Consider the following 15,942-nt stretch of genomic DNA (forward strand, 5'->3'; position numbering starts at 1 on the left):
AATTGAACGACTGTTCTGTGAGTGGCTGCCTAATAGATGACGGCCTATGAACGATGTTAGGCATGATAGGCTGCACGGCGGTTCAATAATATGACCAGCAGCGCGCCGATTGCCATCAACGTTATCACGCCTGTTACTTGTGCCGACGCTCCTGTCAACACGGCGTAATCGCTGGGTAATAGATAGCGATAATCCAGCGGAATCATTTGCCCATCGGGGCCTAGCTGGTAGCGTAACAGCTCACGCCAGGGCCAGAGAACCGGTAGCGAGCCAACAATAAAGCCCAACAATAGCTGTAGTGTCGCGCCATGGTAGCGCCGCAATAGCCACGAAAGCAGTCGTGAAGAGAGCGCCAACCCGATGATGCACCCCATTCCAAACAGCATGATAATGCCAAGATCGAAGCTGCGAATAGCCCCCATGATGGTGCCGTAGAGCCCCATCGTGAGCAATAAAAAGCTGCCGGATACACCAGGCAGCAGCATCGCACTAATCGCGATAGCGCCAGCCACTATGACTACCAGCGCTTCATTGCCAATCATCAGCACCAGCGGCATCATGCCGGGAAGCAGTTTGGCTAACATTAACCCAATCGCCAGCGGCAGCAAGTACCAAATTTTCCATCGTTCTCCAGCCTGCCCGACCACTAGTGCCGAGGCCGCTACAAGCCCGAAAAAGAACCCCTCCAATAGCAGCGGTTGCGCCTCCATTAGCCACAGCGCTAAGTGAGCCACGCTCACCAAACTGACCGCAACACCCAGCAGTAGCGGTATTAGAAACGCCAAGTTCAGGTGCCGACTTAAGCCCACCCAGCCCCCGCGACGCCAAGCGCCAAAGGCGCTAGGCCCACACTGTTTAATAGTGTTAATTAACTCTTCATAAATACCGGTAATAAAGGCAATCGTGCCTCCCGATACGCCAGGTACTGCATCGGCAGCGCCCATCCCGGCGCCTTTTAAAAACAGTCCTATGGGTCGACGCTTCAATCCACCACTCCTTGCAATAGGGGTACAAAACGCACGGGTTCAAGCCTGCGTTTTTCAAAGGCAGAGCCAATACGCTTAATTTGGGTAAGCCACTGACTGCCATCTGACTCTTCCAGCGGTGCAATAAGCACACCGTCATAACTCAGCTGTTCAAGTAATACTTCCGGCAGCGTTTGCGCGCAGGCCGTGAGCAAAATAACGTCAAAGGGCGCAGCTTCCGGCCAGCCTTCGCTGCCGTCGGCCACAGCTAATGTCGCTGGGGCACCTAGCCGCCATAGCCGCTCTGCTGCTCGCTCGTGCAGCGTATAGATTCGCTCCACGGAGTAAAGCGTTTCTACTAGGCGCGACAAAATCAGCGTTTGATAACCTGAACCAGTCCCCACTTCCAGCACGCGCTGGGGCGACGCGCGAAGTACCAGCTCGGTCATGCGCGCGACGGTTAGCGGCTGGGAAAGCGTTTGACCAAAACCAATGGGTAGAGCGGTATCTTCATAGGCGCGATGAGCGAGCGCTTCATCGACAAACAGATGACGCGGCTCGCTGGCCATCACTTCTAACACGCACTGGTTACGCACGCCTTGTTGAATCAGGCGCTTGATCATACGGTCACGGGTGCGCTGGGAAGTCATTCCACGGCCGCGCAGCTCTCCAGGCGATAGCTCAGGCAAAGGCATCCAACCAGTCCTGCACATCACGACGCGCGGGGTGGCGCGTTAAATCAGTTTGCAGTGGCGTAATCGATACATAACCTGCTTCGATGGCCGCAAAGTCGGTATCTTCACCGTCGTCAGCGTTAGCCGCCACCGGGGCAATCCAGTAGCGGGTACGGCCCCGGGGGTCTTGCACCGGTACAGGCTTTTCGGCTGGGCCGCGGTAGCCCAAGCGGGTAACTTTAACACCTTTGATTTTTTCCCAGGGCAGGTCAGGGACATTCACATTCAGCAGCGTACGAGGCGGCAGTGAGAGTTGATCAGCGGCACCGATGAGGCTCGCGGCAAACTTGGCTGCCGTCGCAAAATGGTGGGCGCCGCACAGCGACATGGCAATCGCCGTCATACCTATATTACGCCCCTCCATCGCGGCGGCGACCGTGCCTGAATAAAGCACGTCATCACCGAGGTTACTGCCATGGTTAATCCCTGAAATGACCAAATCAGGACGCTCGTCCCACACCCCATTCACGCCTAAATAGACGCAGTCGGCCGGAGTGCCGTCCACACTATAAAAGCCGTTGTCTAACGCCGTCAGCGCGAGCGGACGCGATAGCGTCAGCGAATTACTGGCCCCGCTGCGGTCACGGTCAGGGGCAACCACGCGTAGGTTAGCGTGGGGTGTTAGCGCCTCGTAAAGTGCTCTAAGGCCGGGGGCGTGAACACCGTCATCGTTGGAAAGCAGCAGTCGCCGCATCAGAATCTCCTCACCTCAGCGTTAAGCCATGTCGGGATGATGAATTAACTCGCCAATGACCGCCGTGGCAAAGCTGCCTCGCGGCAGGGCAAACGAGAGTAGCACGGCGTCTGCTTCGAAGGTTATTTGCGGCGCAATAAGCCGGGCACGTAGCGCACGCTGCCCGCGCTTGACGCCGCTCTTTTCAAGCCCTTCACACAGTGCAGGGTGCTGAGCGGCGAGCTGCGCTTCATAAGCCCCAGCATCTCCTTCAGCCGAGCGACCAACGCCCCACAGCACACCGGTTGGGTGAACGTCTAGCGCAGCGGCGCGCTCCACCAAACTCTCCTCCACCGCCTCAATGCCAAACACACTTTGGGTGCCATCAAGCATAAGAGCATCCCCAGCGATGGGCTGGCACCAGTTACCATCCTGCAGCCGCGCGCTAAGCAGTTCATTGAATAAAAAGCTGCGAGCGGTGGAGAGCATCATGCCCTGCCGGTCGTCGCGCTTGCGCCAGCCTTTCGCCAGCACGGCGGCGGCACGCTGTAAGTTGCGCGCCCCTGCGCCAAAGCGCTGATGGCCGAAATAGTTGGGCACGCCCTGGGCGCAGAGCGTTTCCCAGCGTGGCAAAAAATCGGCCGACTGAACGGCCTCACCGCTCAGGCGTAGCGTAAAGTGGTTAGTGCGATGCACGCCCCGCTTTAGCTTACGTGGGTGGCGCGCCTGCTCAAGTACCGTAACCCCCAGCGCTGCCAAAGAAGCCGACAAATCCGCCGGGGCATCGCGCCCTGGCAAATGGACGCTTAACCATTGGCGAGCCACCGCGACCCGATCTTTCATGCCGGAATAGCCAATATCTCTAGGCGTGACGCCACACAATCGGCTTAGCTGTTTCACCATATCTAACGTGGTTTGGTTGCGCTTTTCAAGCCGCAGCCACAGGTGTTCACCATGAGCTTCCGGGGTAAAATCGAGCTGCTCATCGACGATAAAGTCTTCCGGCTGAGCACGGTACTGCCCTGGCGCGGGCACGCCGAAAGCGGGCGTTAGGCTACGCTGCCATGGGGGTAGGTTAAGCATTCAGCGCCTCTGGGGCCGTCAGCAGTACCACCGCCTCTGCGGCAATGCCTTCACCGCGCCCGGTGAAGCCAAGGCGCTCAGTAGTGGTGGCTTTGACGTTTACCTGGCCAAGACTAATTCCTAAATCTTCAGCGATGACGGCGCGCATAGCGTCAATATGGGGAGCCATTTTGGGCGCCTGGGCCATTAACGTTGCATCCAGATTCACCACGCGATACCCCTCGCTACGCACCAGGGTTACCACATGGCGCAGCAGGCCACGGCTGTCAGCACCGGCCCAGGCGGGGTCGGTATCCGGAAAATGACGGCCGATATCCCCCAGCGCACAGGCACCCAGTAGCGCATCGCTGATCGCGTGGAGCAGTACGTCGCCATCAGAGTGGGCCACAAAACCGTGGTCAAACGGCAGCTTAACGCCGCCAATCATTAAATGGTCACCCGGCCCAAAGCGGTGTACGTCAAAACCGTGGCCAATTCGCATTAGGAACTCCTGTTGCTGGCGGTTGCCGACTGGGCGGCCAGAATGGCAGCCGCCAGGGCTAAGTCGTCAGGGTGGGTCACTTTTAGATTATCTCGGCGTCCGCTCACTAGCCGTGGCGCCTCGCCCAGCGCTTCTACCGCCGAGGCTTCATCAGTGACCACCGTGCCAGTTTGCTGAGCCTGCTCAAGCGCATGGCGCAGCAGCGAGTAACGGAAACTCTGTGGCGTCAGCGCGTGCCATAGGCCATCCCGCGGTTCGGTAATTTGGCTGAGCTGGTCACCGTTATCGCGCTTCATGGTATCCGCCACCGGCATTGCCAGAAGCGCACCGCCTGAGTGTGTCTGCGCTGCTTGATAGAGCGCGTGGAGATCATCACGAGTAATGCACGGACGCGCGACATCGTGCACCATCACGAGGTCTGAGTCCTCGGCGGTCATCGCTTGCAAAGCGTTTAATACGCTATGCATACGCTCGGCACCGCCTGACACACGCTGCCACTGCGCAAAAGGCACCCAGGTGGGGTCGAACCAGCGGTCGTCGCTGTCTAGGCAAAGTACCAACCGCGCCTGCGGAAAAGCGGCGTGAAGCCGTGCCAAGGTGTGGGCCAGAATGGGCTGATTGTTCAACGTCAAATACTGTTTAGGCTTATCGGCCCCCATACGTCTGCCCTGCCCCGCTGCAGGAACGACGAGCCATAGTGTGTTACTCATTCTGCGGCGCCTTCACTGCTCGGTGGTATAGCTCCAGGCAGGGAAACCAGCCCCGCATTGATTCCCACTAGCTCGTTTTTGATGGCAACACCGGGCACCCAATAAAATTGTTCATCGGTGCGCACCATGCCCATATCGCTACGGGCGCGCTCTTCAATGGCATCGAGTCCCGTTTTTAAGTCAGTGACTTCCGCTGCGAGCCTTGCATTGCGCTCACGCATTGGCACGTTGTCGGCTTCCTGCACGGCAACGCGTTGCTCTACCTCCTGGAGGTCTTGCCAGCCGCCGTTTCCCAGCCAAAGCTGGTACTGCAGCAATCCCAGTGCGGCAAGCAGTATCACCACGAGCCATTTGTGCATCACAGAGATCCTTTGTGAAAGCGAGAACGGCGCGCATTATGCCATTAAGGGCGATAGGCAGCGAGCCGCAGCGCTGTGGGAATTATTTAAACGGTAAGGCATCTTCGGCGGCACGGCGATAGGCCATGATATGGGCAGCCTCTTCTTGGCAAAACTGCGCGACCCCTGCGGCAAGCCCTGGATGGGCCACATAGTGCAGCGAGCGAACCCGCTGCGGTGCAAAGCCCCTTACCAGTTTATGCTCGCCCTGGGTGCCAGGGTCAAATAGGGTTAGCCCCTTGGCTAGGCAGTAGTCGATGCCTTGGTAGTAGCAGGCTTCGAAATGCAGGCAGTCCGCGATGATTTCACTGCCCCAGTAGCGTCCATAAAGAGTGTGTGCACCGCGAAAATAGAGCGCAGCGGCCACGGGCCTGCCCTCCAAACGCACCTGCACCAACATCAGCGCCTCGGGCATTACTTGGCGTAATCGTTCAAAGAAGACGTGATTAAGATAGGGTGGTCGGCCGCGCTCATGATATGTAATGGTGTAGCAGCGATAGAAGTGTGCCATATCGACATCACTAATCGCAGCGCCTTCTAGACGATGCAGCGTAAGGCCCTGATCAGCGACTAACCGCCGCTCACGCTTTATCATTTTGCGACGCTTTGAGGTCAGACTAGCTAAAAAGCCGTCAAAATCGCCGAAACCTCGGTCTCGCCACTGAAACTGTACCCCTTCTCGCGCAATTAGCTCAGGACACTGGCGCTGCCACGCCTCGACCTCTGGCTCCTCGGCAAACAGCAAGTGCCAACTGGAAAGTCCCACCTCATCGCACTGCTGCTTCCAACCGATGGCTAACTGCTCACGGACAGCGGCAGTATCGGTATTCGCGGCGATCAGTGCTCGGGGGCCAGGCACAGGCGTAAAAGGAATAGCGCTTAGCCCTTTGGGGTAGTAGTCGCCACCTGCCCGCTCCAGCGCCTCCGCCCACCCCCAATCAAACACATATTCGCCATAGGAGTGGTCCTTGCGGTACATGGGCAGCGCCCCGACCAACCGGGAATCTTGCCAAACGCATATATGGCAAGGCTCCCAGCCAGTAGCTGCACTCACCGAACCGCTCGCTTCGAGTGCAGCCAAAAAGGCATGGCGTAAAAAGGGCTGCTCTTCACTCACCAGCGCATCCCACTGGCTTGCCGCAACGGTATCAATCGCAGGTAGAATGGTAAGGGACAGCGAGTGTGAACGCATAACATCTCCCATGGCACACTGGCATAGGTTGTGAATCGTTTACTGTACCATCAAGGCCATGACAGCGTATGAACCACCTTGTTTTGCTTACGATCTTTTGGACCGATAAACACTGCACCCACGCGCACTGAAACCAGCACTGTCGATAACGGATGATTCCAAGGAGAGGCTATGAAGCGCGACCTTACGAGTATGTTTAATGCTCAGCGTCATACGGCTGGCCAAGCGCCATTTCCAACGTTAGGGGTGCGCCGAGAACGCTTGGCCCGCTTAGCCAAAATGACGAAGCGCCATCAGCAAGAGATCGTGCGAGCAATCCAAACCGACTTTGGCCAGCGTAGCGACGTAGAAATACACCTTGTTGAAATTAGCGCTGTGCTGCAAGCAATTCGCCATGCACGCCGCCACTTATGGCACTGGATGCGCCCTCGCCGAGCAGGCGTACCTTGGAAAATGTGGCCCGCTCGTGCTCGCGTTGCCCCTCAGCCCCTTGGCATTGTGGGAGTGATGTACTCCTGGAACTACCCTTGGCATCTTGCTTTGATGCCGGTGGTAGATGCGTTCGCCGCAGGTAATACGGTACTGGTAAAGCCCAGTGAGCAGGCGCCACATACCAGCGCTCTATTGGCCAAACTGGTGCCTCAATACTTCACCGACGAAGAGTTTGGCGTGGTGGAGGGTGGCGCTGATATCGCCACAGCATTTAGCGCGCTGCCGTTTGATCACTTGCTCTTTACCGGCTCAAGCGCAGCGGGCCGCCAAGTAGCCGCTGCCGCGGCTACCCACCTCACCCCCGTCACGCTGGAGCTGGGTGGCAAATCACCTGCGCTTGTCGCGGGTGACGCTGATTTAGAACAGGCGGCCGCCGCGATTATCTTTGGCAAAGGCTTGAATGGGGGGCAATCCTGCACAGCGCCGGACTATGTACTGGTTGAGAGCCGCCACCTTGACGCCCTTACTCACGCTTTAGAGCGAGCCATCCAACATCAGCGGCCAAACGCAAAAGAGGCCACCGGCTATGTGAGCGATGTCCACCAAGCGCGCATCGAGCAGCTATTGGGTGAAGCACGCGACCACGGCTGCCGTGTAATTGACCAAGGCGCCCATGCCCCCGCGCTCGTCATCGACCCGCACCAGGGTTTAGCGCTAATGCAGGAGGAGATTTTTGGCCGCATCCTGCCGCTTATTAGCGTTAAGCAAATGGACGACGCCATTCGTTTTATTAATGCTCGCCCTCACCCACTCGTTCTCTACGCGTTCACCCGTAACAAGGCGCTCCAGGAATCCCTTCGTCACACCACCCGCTCTGGTGCGCTGGTGTTTAATGAGACGCTGCTGCACCACGCCGTTTCCTCCTTACCCTTTGGCGGCGTTGGTGAAAGCGGCATGGGGGCTTACCACGGCCGTCACGGTTTTGAACGTTTTAGCCATTTGCGCGGCGTCTTTTATCAATCCCAGCGCCCCACCAGCCGGTGGCTAAGACCCCCTTATCGACGTTGGTTGCTGAAATTACTAGGGCTTGACTAAAGCTATTAAGCTAATGTCCGATATTCACTTAATACGCCTTATAGTTACAAGCCACTACATTTAGGAAACATTATGCAAGCCGCCGACCTACCTAATAATGAAACACAGCGCCTGACGGCCTTGCATGTACTCAATGTTCTCGATACACCTGCCGACACAGCCTTTGATCGCATCACTGAGCTGGCCTGCGAACTGTTTGATGTGCCGATTGCTTTAGTATCGTTGGTTGATAAAGAGCGCCAATGGTTTAAAGCTCACAGCGGGCTTGAGGCCTATGAAACCAACCGTGAGATCTCATTTTGTGCCCATGCCGTAGCAGCTAATCGCCCCTTAGTCATTGAAGATACCAAAAACGACCCGCGCTTCGCTGATAACCCATTGGTATTAGAGCAGCCTCATATCCGTTTTTATGCAGGCCACCCGCTTTGCCCCAGCGATGACCAGTTACCCGTTGGTACGCTGTGCTTAATTGATGAACAACCACGCACCTTTACTGAACGTGATCATCGCATCCTGCACAATTTAGCCAAGCAGGTAGATGAATTGCTCCGCCAACATGAGCTTAAGGAGCGGCTTTCACGTACGGCAAAACAGTTTGAAGCACTCTTTACCAAAAGTGCGACAGGTAAAGTACGCGTCGATCGGGCGGGAAATGTCATCGCCATTAACCCATTTGCACTCAACTTATTGGGCTACCAAGCTGAAGAAGTTGTCGGCAACAATGTGGGAATGCTCGCCTTCCCAGAGACCGCGGAGAAATACAATTATTTAATTAGCCGCTACTTCTCTTCCGATGCTAATGAACAGAACGTTGGAAAAGGGCGCGAAATTGTAGTGCGCCATAAGAAAGGGCATCAGATTCCCGTACATTTAGCAGTGAACGCCATTCACAATGACCGTCAGGAGTTTGTTGAGTTTCTGGCGATACTCACTGACCTTTCAGATATTAATGAAGCAAAACATCGCGTAAACCGGGAACGCCGCTTATTACAAGTGCTTCATCAAGGCATTACCGACTACCAAGCGTTAATGTCTGGAGAGCAGCTGTGGACATTCTTAATGGAAGCGCTGCGCGAACTCACCGACAGCGACTATGCCCTGATTGGCGAAGTGTTACCGACTGACACCACCAACGCACTCAAAATCCATGCGATCACCGATCTCTCCTGGAGTAACGAGTCACGTCAATTAATGGAAAGCCTGCGCAGCGGCGATATGATGCTAACCAACCCTGGTTCGCTGCTAGGCCGTGTATTCGCTTACGGTGATGTGGTCATTACCGATGATGTGTATAGCCACTCTAAGCGCGGCGGCTTCCCGCCGGGCCACCCACGCATCAATAACTATTTGGGCGCGCCTATTTTCAGCGGTGATAAGCTGATTGGTATGTTCGCTATCGCCAATAGTCAGCAGCCGCTTAGCCAGGCGCTATTGGACTGGTTACAGCCGTTTACCGACACCTGCGCTTTACTGATCAACCTTTACCGCCAAATGTCAGAGCGCGAGCAGGTCACCAGAGATTTGGCGGCCGCCCGAGATCAAGCGGAAAAAGCCAATCAAGCAAAGAGTGAGTTCCTCTCCTCCATGAGCCACGAGCTGCGCACACCGCTTAATGCCATCATTGGTTTTTCGCAGTTACTCGGTAAGGGAAGGCGTGACCCACTCAGCGAGAAACAGCAGCGCCAGGTCGGCCAAATCGAGAAAAGCGGCCAGCATCTATTGAGCCTCATTAACGAAGTGCTTGATCTGGCGAGAATCGAAGCTGGCCATATGACGCTCTCTATTGAGCCAATCTCTGTAGAGGGTGTTATTGAGGATGCCTGCAGCACGCTAGAAGCCAATATAGATGCTGCCAGTATACAGTTAATCCGTCACCCGATTGATAGCACGTGGTCAGCCTCCGCCGACTACACACGCACTAAGCAGATACTGCTTAATCTGTTATCCAATGCCATTAAGTACAACCGCGAGCACGGCACCATTACCATTGGGGTAACGCAGCAAGATTCTGAACTACGCTTCAGCATTAGTGACACAGGACCGGGCATTGCCCCCGAGCGGCAAGAGGAACTCTTTGAGCCGTTTAATCGCCTAGACGCTGAGTACGGCACCATCGAAGGCACGGGTATTGGGCTGGCAATTACTCGAGAACTGGTTGAGCGCATGTCGGGGTGTATTGGCGTGGACAGCCAGCCGGGCAAAGGGTCTACTTTCTGGTTTACGCTCCCTGTTGCCAACGTTGCCCCACTAACAGAACAGACCGCAACACGCACCTTGGCCGATGCGGAAAAAGCTCAGCGCGATTATCGGCTGCTTTATATTGAGGATAACCCCACCAACCAACGCTTGATGGAAGACATTATTGATGACTTCCCCCACGTGGATCTTCAAACCGTTAATAGTGCTGAACTCGGGCTTGAGATTATGCGTCACTCACCGCCTGATCTTGTACTTATGGATATCCACCTGCCGGGGATGAACGGCTACCAAGCCCTCGATGCCATACAAAACGATGCGCAATTGAAGCATATTAATGTTGTTGCGCTCTCTGCCAATGCGATGGAACGTGATGTGGTACACGGCTTAGCCGCTGGTTTTGCTGATTACCTGACCAAACCTATCGATATCGACAAACTATCGGCAACGCTCAGCACCTATTTTTCCGCCGCACCGGCAACAGACGCACCAAGGAAGGCTCCATGACATTTATGAACAAACACCTGCTTGTTGTTGACGACAACAGCGTGAATGTTGAGCTGCTTCTCGACCTATTAGACGACCACGGTTTTGATAATGTGCACGGAATAAGCGACCCCCGTCATGTACTCACCCACTGTCAGCGGCAGCTACCCGATCTAATTTTGCTCGATATCCGTATGCCGCACCTAGACGGCTACGCGGTGATGGGACAGCTACAGGAGCATTTTGCCGACCAAACGCCCCCCATTATTGTATTGACCGCCCAAATCGACGACGACACCCGCCACCGGGCGCTAAACATGGGCGTTCGCGACTTTCTTACCAAACCGTTCAAGCATGACGAAGTACTGCAGCGCATTCGCAATACGTTAAGCGTGGAACACCGCTATCAGGTTCGTGACAAGCAGGCAGAAACCCTGGAGCAAATGGTCGCCAAGCGAACGGAGGAACTGGATCGCCAATCCCGCACCGACCCGATTACCCAGTTACCCAACCGCCGGGCACTAACGCAAACCCTACAGCGGGCTGCCCAGCTGGGCAGTGATACCGGGTTACTGTTTATTGCCCTAGACCACCTTGATGATGTGGTTCGTCTCCACGGCTATAGCATTGCAGACCGGTTGATGGTGCATATCAGCCAGCAGTTAAACGCCCAGCTAGCGCCTGGGTGTACGCTAGGGCTATGGGGCGGCAGTGAGCTGCTAGTGGTCGCACGTACAGAGCTTACCGAGCTACGGCAGTTGGCAGCGCGCCTGCTCGTCTGCTTCGACCAAGACCAGGCCTTAGGCGATTTACTGCTACCGCTCAATGCCCGTATCGGCATCAGCTGGGCCCAGGGCCATTTCGATACCGAACGCTTGGTACATATGGCTGCCCTAGCCCTGCCCCAAAACGGCTCTTTACGCATCCAAAGCTACAATGAAACCCTGGAAACCCAGCAGCGCCACCGCCTTCACCTGCAACAAGCTATACGTGGAGCGACTCAGCGCGGAGAAATGTCCTTGGCGTTTCAACCCAAGCTGTCGCTACTGACCCACCAAATTATCGGTGCGGAAGCCCTGCTGCGCTGGCATCATCCCGAGCTTGGTCACGTATCACCGGCAGATTTCATCCCCTTGGCCGAGGCCAGCGGTGATATTCTCTCTATTGGGGAGTGGGTACTGGAAGAAGCCATGCGCTATATTGCCCATTGGCGCCAGCAAGGGCTTCTTAACGATCACTTTCATATTGCGGTTAACGTGGCGGCCCGCCAGCTGGCACGTAAGGATTTTGCTAAAAACCTACTAACACGCTTAGCTAAGCACAACATTCCTGAGCGCTTTTTTGCTTTAGAGGTCACCGAATCCGGCCTGCTCAGCGATATGAATAACGCGCGCATCCAGTTAGCTCAATTGACCGAAGCAAAGATTGCTGTTGCCATCGATGATTTTGGTACCGGGCATTCCTCGCTGGCTTATGTAAAGACACTGCCTTTCTCAACCCTAAAGATTGACCGCGCCTTTGTGATGGACTTGGAAAAAGACACGGTGGATCGCCAACTGGCTCTGACCATCACCCAGTTAGCCCATGCAGTAGGCTGTAATGTGGTGGCTGAAGGCATCGAAACCGCAGCTCAAGCAGACTACTTACGTTCTATTGGTTGCGAAGCTGCACAGGGGTATTACTATGCTCGTCCATTGCCCGCCGATGAATTTTATCGCTGGTGCACAAATTGGAAACCTCACCCAAACTTAACGCCTGCCACGGAGTCTGTTAATGGCGCATGACCTGCTAGACCGCTTACGGGAACGCTTAGAAGAGTTGAACCGCTCAGAGCGCAAAGTCGCGAACGTAATTTTGGAAGACCCCGCCGCGGCCACCAGCCTGAGCATCGCAAGCCTTGCCCAGGCAGCTAGTGTCAGCGAGCCGACCGTTAACCGTTTCTGCCGTAACTTTGGCGCCAAAGGCTACCCGGATTTTAAAATCAAGCTGGCCCAAAGCTTGGCGGGGGGCACGCCCTACGTCACCCGCGCCGTTGAGCCCGGCGATACTGCCACGCAGTACACCCATAAAATCTTTGGGGCCACCATTGCCGCGCTGGACGAAGCCCAGCGTGAAGTGGATATGGCCGCCGTCGAGCGGATGGTGGATTATCTGACGCAGGCCAAGCAGATTCACTTTTTTGGGCTGGGTGCGTCAGGTGCCGTGGCGCAAGACGCGCAGCATAAGTTTTTCCGCTTTAACCTGCCGGTCATGGCCTATGTAGACGTGCTGATGCAGCGCATGGTAGCCGCCGCCTGCCACACCGGCGATGTGGTGGTGATCATCTCTTATACCGGACGCACCAGGGAGCTGGTGGATATCGCCAAAGTGGCCAGGGAAGCAGGTGCCGTCGTACTCGGCATTACCGCACCGAACTCTCCGCTCTCACAGGAGTGCACCGCCACGCTTGAAGTCGCCACTCCTGAGGACACCGACCACTATATGCCGATGACCTCACGAGTTATTCAGCTCACCTTAATTGATGCGCTCGCCACCGGGGTAACGCTTAGGCGCGGCGAAGATTTTCTGCCGCACCTGAAAAAGATCAAAGACAGCCTGCGCGATACCCGCTTTCCAGCGGAAAAGCCCACTAAGTAAGCGTCACTAGTGGTTACGCGTCCACAGCGGTGGTGACGGTAATTTCCACTTTTAACTCGTCGGCAGGCATTGGCGCGCATACGCAGGTGCGTGCCGGTGCATAGCCATCTGGCACCCAGGCATCCCATACTTCGTTCATCGCTGCGAAATCGCCACCATCTTTCAGGTAGATAGTGGCACTTAGCAGCTGCTCGCGGCTGGAGCCAATCTCTTTTAGCAGCGCATCTACCCGCGCCAGCATGCTCTCGGTTTGCGCTTTGATGTCGCCATGGCGCGCCTCAGGACCCGCCACCTGACCACATAAATAGGCAACGCCCTGGTGAATCACGGCGCGGCTCATACGAGCTTTTGTATCATGACGCTGAATGCTCATAGATTAATCTCCTAAGAAGATGAAAAAAACCAGTGTAAACCGCCACCAAGCCGCTGCCTATGCTTCGTTAGCCAACGCGCATTAGGTGGGCACGGGACGATGTTCAAACACGCGGCGCAAAACGAAGCTCGTATGGGCCCCGGTCACCCCTTCAATTCGGTTGATGACGTGCAGCAGCAGGTGCTGGTAATCATCCATATCCTTCACCAGAATTTTGAGCTGAAAATCCGCCGCTTGCCCGGTAATGATCAAACACTCCACCACGTTGGGGATAGTGCGAATATGTCGCTCGAAGTTATCAAACCGCTCAGGGGTGTGCTGGTCCATTGAGATGTGCAGCAATGCCATCAGCTGAAACCCCAGCGGGCGCGCATCCACCACCGCACGGTACTGGGTAATCAGCCCATGCTCCTCCAGCGCCCGCACCCGGCGTAAGCAGGGCGATGGCGAAAGGCCAATACGCTCGGCCAACTCCTGGTTACTAATGCGCCCTTCCACCTGTAGCACATCCAGAATACGCCGATCAAAACGATCCAGCGTCAAGGGTGATACCGTCATAGCCGACAGCTCCTACCAATAAAAAAGTATATATTGATACATTCTGCCACTTACTCTCAATAATGCCATTTTTTCGCAATAACCTTTCAAGGCAAGTTGAGTAAACTGGTGTGACTGTCACAAGCAGGATCGTCTTAAAAGCGGCTGACGCCACAAGCGGCCGCCCTAAACAACTCAACGTTTTCAGGAAACTTACCATGGCTGCTTTTGATCATCGCAAATATCGCCCTGCTCCGCGGGTGCCCGCCTTTAACCGCCAGTGGCCCGACCGGGAGCTTACCCACGCTCCTATCTGGGTAAGCGAAGACCTACGCGATGGTAACCAAGCCCTACTGGAGCCCATGACAGTTGAGCAAAAGCAGCGCTTTTGGCACCAGATTATTAAAGTGGGCATTAAGGAAGTCATGGTGGGCTTTCCCTCCGCCAGCCAGCCGGATTACGACTTCGTGCGCTGGTTGATCGAAGAGGATCAAATTCCGGAAGATGTCACCATTGCCGTGCTGGTACAGTGCCGCGAACACCTGATCGAAAAAACGTTTGCTTCGCTGGTGGGCGCCAAACGCGCCATTATCCACCTGTACAACTCCACCTCGACCATCCAGCGGGAGCGAGTATTCGAGATGGACCGCGATGGTATTACCGATATCGCAGTGCAAGGGGCGACCTGGGTAAAAACCTATGCCGCGCAATATCCAGACGTTGATTGGCGCTTCCAGTACTCGCCGGAGAGCTTCTCCAGCACGGAAATCGACTTCTCGCTGGCGATCTGCGAAGCGGTGATGGAAGTATGGCAGCCCACCCCAGACAACAAGTGCATTCTTAACCTGCCCACCACGGTAGAAGTGGCTGGCCCGCATCATCACGCCGACCAAATCGAGTACTTCTGCCAGCACATTAGCCGCCGCGACAGCGTGATTATTTCCGTTCACACCCACAATGATCGTGGCGGTGCCGTGGCCTCGGCTGAGCTTGCCCTGTTAGCGGGTGCCGACCGGGTAGAGGGCACCTTGCTGGGTAACGGCGAACGCACCGGCAATATGGATATTGTCACGCTGGCGATGAACCTCTACAGCCAGGGGATTGACCCCGAGCTGGATCTTTCCAATCCAGACGAGATCATTCAAGTGGTTCACGAATGTACCGGCATTACGATGCACCCCCGCCACCCCTGGGTAGGCGAAATGGTCTACACCGCCTTCTCAGGCAGCCACCAGGATGCGATTCGCAAATCGCTCAAACACCAGAAACCCGATGAGCCGTGGCAAGTGGCCTACCTGCCGATTGACCCCCACGATATTGGGCGGGATTACCAAGCGGTCATTCGGGTGAACAGCCAGTCGGGCAAGGGCGGCATGGCCTTCCTACTGGAGCGCGACTACGGCATTAACCTGCCCCGCTGGATGATGCTAGCGCTGGCCCCTTACGTGCAGAAAGAGAGCGAGCGACGTAACAGCGAGCTCTCTAGCGAGATGATTCGCCAAGTGATGTTCGATAACTTCTCCCATGACGCACCGCTAGCGCTGGCCGACTACCGGCTCTCGAAGGGGCAGCAGGAAGGTATCGATATGACTCTGTGGCAGGGTGCCGAAACGCTGCGCTTATCCGGCACGGGAAATGGCGCGATGTCATCATTCACTGACGCCTGGAAGAAACATACCGGCACCCATGTGGCCATTCTCGATTACAGCGAGCACTCGCTAGGCGGCGACAGCGAGGCCAACGCCATTGCCTTCGTGCAGCTTAATATTGATGGGCAGCGCATCTGTGCCGTGGCGGAAGATAGCGACACGGTCAGCGCCTCGCTTAAAGCGGTGCTATCGGGGATTAACGCAGCGCAACCAACTCGCACCACTCAGCCAGAGGCCGCCACCAGCCTCGCGTAAGCCGCCTGGCCGCCGCTAAGGGGTAGCGGCGGCCAGGGTTTAGCGT

General features: G+C 55.9%; 15 protein-coding genes. 5 read left to right on the forward strand and 10 right to left on the reverse strand.

The window, feature by feature from the left end; genetic code table 11:
• Nucleotides 1-56: 56 nt before the first annotated feature.
• From ACIGG6_RS09475 to ACIGG6_RS09510, 8 genes are all read right to left on the reverse strand, one after another.
• Nucleotides 57-986, reverse strand: a complete 930-nt coding sequence (locus tag ACIGG6_RS09475) for a DUF368 domain-containing protein (RefSeq protein WP_399844119.1) — start codon at nt 984-986, stop codon at nt 57-59.
• Nucleotides 983-1,660: a protein-L-isoaspartate(D-aspartate) O-methyltransferase gene (locus tag ACIGG6_RS09480; protein ID WP_253501324.1), complete on the reverse strand. Its 678-nt coding sequence runs from the start codon at nt 1,658-1,660 to the stop codon at nt 983-985. The genes ACIGG6_RS09475 and ACIGG6_RS09480 overlap by 4 nt, the downstream gene beginning before the upstream one ends.
• A complete protein-coding gene (surE, locus tag ACIGG6_RS09485) occupies nt 1,647-2,393 on the reverse strand; it encodes a 5'/3'-nucleotidase SurE (protein WP_399844121.1) in 747 nt (248 codons plus the stop codon). Before surE ends, ACIGG6_RS09480 begins: the two co-directional genes overlap by 14 nt.
• 21 nt (nt 2,394-2,414) lie before the next feature.
• Complete coding sequence (truD, locus tag ACIGG6_RS09490; RefSeq protein WP_284453502.1) at nt 2,415-3,455, reverse strand: tRNA pseudouridine(13) synthase TruD; 1,041 nt, start codon at nt 3,453-3,455, stop codon at nt 2,415-2,417.
• Nucleotides 3,448-3,936 carry a 2-C-methyl-D-erythritol 2,4-cyclodiphosphate synthase gene (ispF, locus tag ACIGG6_RS09495; RefSeq protein ID WP_062360982.1) on the reverse strand — a complete coding sequence of 163 codons (489 nt, stop codon included), beginning with the start codon at nt 3,934-3,936 and terminating at the stop codon, nt 3,448-3,450. The genes truD and ispF overlap by 8 nt, the downstream gene beginning before the upstream one ends.
• The gene (gene ispD, locus ACIGG6_RS09500) at nt 3,936-4,646 is read right to left on the reverse strand and encodes a 2-C-methyl-D-erythritol 4-phosphate cytidylyltransferase (protein WP_089675380.1); all 711 of its coding nucleotides are present in this window, start codon (nt 4,644-4,646) and stop codon (nt 3,936-3,938) included. Before ispD ends, ispF begins: the two co-directional genes overlap by 1 nt.
• Nucleotides 4,643-5,005 (reverse strand): cell division protein FtsB, encoded by a 363-nt coding sequence (ftsB, locus tag ACIGG6_RS09505; protein WP_044630252.1) that lies wholly within the window; start codon nt 5,003-5,005, stop codon nt 4,643-4,645. The genes ispD and ftsB overlap by 4 nt, the downstream gene beginning before the upstream one ends.
• An 82-nt stretch (nt 5,006-5,087) precedes the next feature.
• Nucleotides 5,088-6,236 carry a GNAT family N-acetyltransferase gene (locus ACIGG6_RS09510; RefSeq protein ID WP_399844122.1) on the reverse strand — a complete coding sequence of 383 codons (1,149 nt, stop codon included), beginning with the start codon at nt 6,234-6,236 and terminating at the stop codon, nt 5,088-5,090.
• A gap of 171 nt (nt 6,237-6,407) precedes the next feature.
• On the opposite strand from ACIGG6_RS09510, the gene ACIGG6_RS09515 reads away from it, so the two are divergent.
• The 4 genes from ACIGG6_RS09515 (at nt 6,408) to ACIGG6_RS09530 (ending at nt 13,082) form a co-directional block, all read left to right on the forward strand.
• Nucleotides 6,408-7,763, forward strand: a complete 1,356-nt coding sequence (locus ACIGG6_RS09515) for an aldehyde dehydrogenase family protein (RefSeq protein ID WP_399844124.1) — start codon at nt 6,408-6,410, stop codon at nt 7,761-7,763.
• 72 nt (nt 7,764-7,835) lie between these two features.
• Nucleotides 7,836-10,466, forward strand: coding sequence for a GAF domain-containing protein (locus ACIGG6_RS09520; protein ID WP_253503406.1), 2,631 nt, complete (start codon nt 7,836-7,838; stop codon nt 10,464-10,466).
• Nucleotides 10,463-12,229: a GGDEF/EAL domain-containing response regulator gene (locus tag ACIGG6_RS09525; RefSeq protein ID WP_253503404.1), complete on the forward strand. Its 1,767-nt coding sequence runs from the start codon at nt 10,463-10,465 to the stop codon at nt 12,227-12,229. The genes ACIGG6_RS09520 and ACIGG6_RS09525 overlap by 4 nt, the downstream gene beginning before the upstream one ends.
• Entirely contained in the window at nt 12,219-13,082 is an 864-nt protein-coding gene (locus tag ACIGG6_RS09530; RefSeq protein ID WP_054641164.1) for a MurR/RpiR family transcriptional regulator, read from the forward strand. The genes ACIGG6_RS09525 and ACIGG6_RS09530 overlap by 11 nt, the downstream gene beginning before the upstream one ends.
• Nucleotides 13,083-13,095: 13 nt before the next feature.
• Here ACIGG6_RS09530 and ACIGG6_RS09535 read toward each other — a convergent pair whose 3' ends face one another.
• Together ACIGG6_RS09535 and ACIGG6_RS09540 are read right to left on the reverse strand one after the other, a co-directional pair.
• A complete protein-coding gene (locus tag ACIGG6_RS09535; protein WP_044630258.1) occupies nt 13,096-13,455 on the reverse strand; it encodes a RidA family protein in 360 nt (119 codons plus the stop codon).
• A gap of 81 nt (nt 13,456-13,536) precedes the next feature.
• On the reverse strand, nt 13,537-14,013 hold the full coding sequence (locus ACIGG6_RS09540; RefSeq protein ID WP_044630259.1) for an Lrp/AsnC family transcriptional regulator: 477 nt from the start codon (nt 14,011-14,013) through the stop codon (nt 13,537-13,539).
• A gap of 197 nt (nt 14,014-14,210) precedes the next feature.
• Between ACIGG6_RS09540 and ACIGG6_RS09545 the strand changes: the two genes are divergently transcribed.
• Entirely contained in the window at nt 14,211-15,896 is a 1,686-nt protein-coding gene (locus ACIGG6_RS09545; protein ID WP_399844127.1) for a 2-isopropylmalate synthase, read from the forward strand.
• Nucleotides 15,897-15,942: the final 46 nt, after the last annotated feature.

This window comes from Vreelandella lionensis (genome assembly GCF_044543515.1).
Lineage (GTDB): Bacteria > Pseudomonadota > Gammaproteobacteria > Pseudomonadales > Halomonadaceae > Vreelandella > Vreelandella lionensis.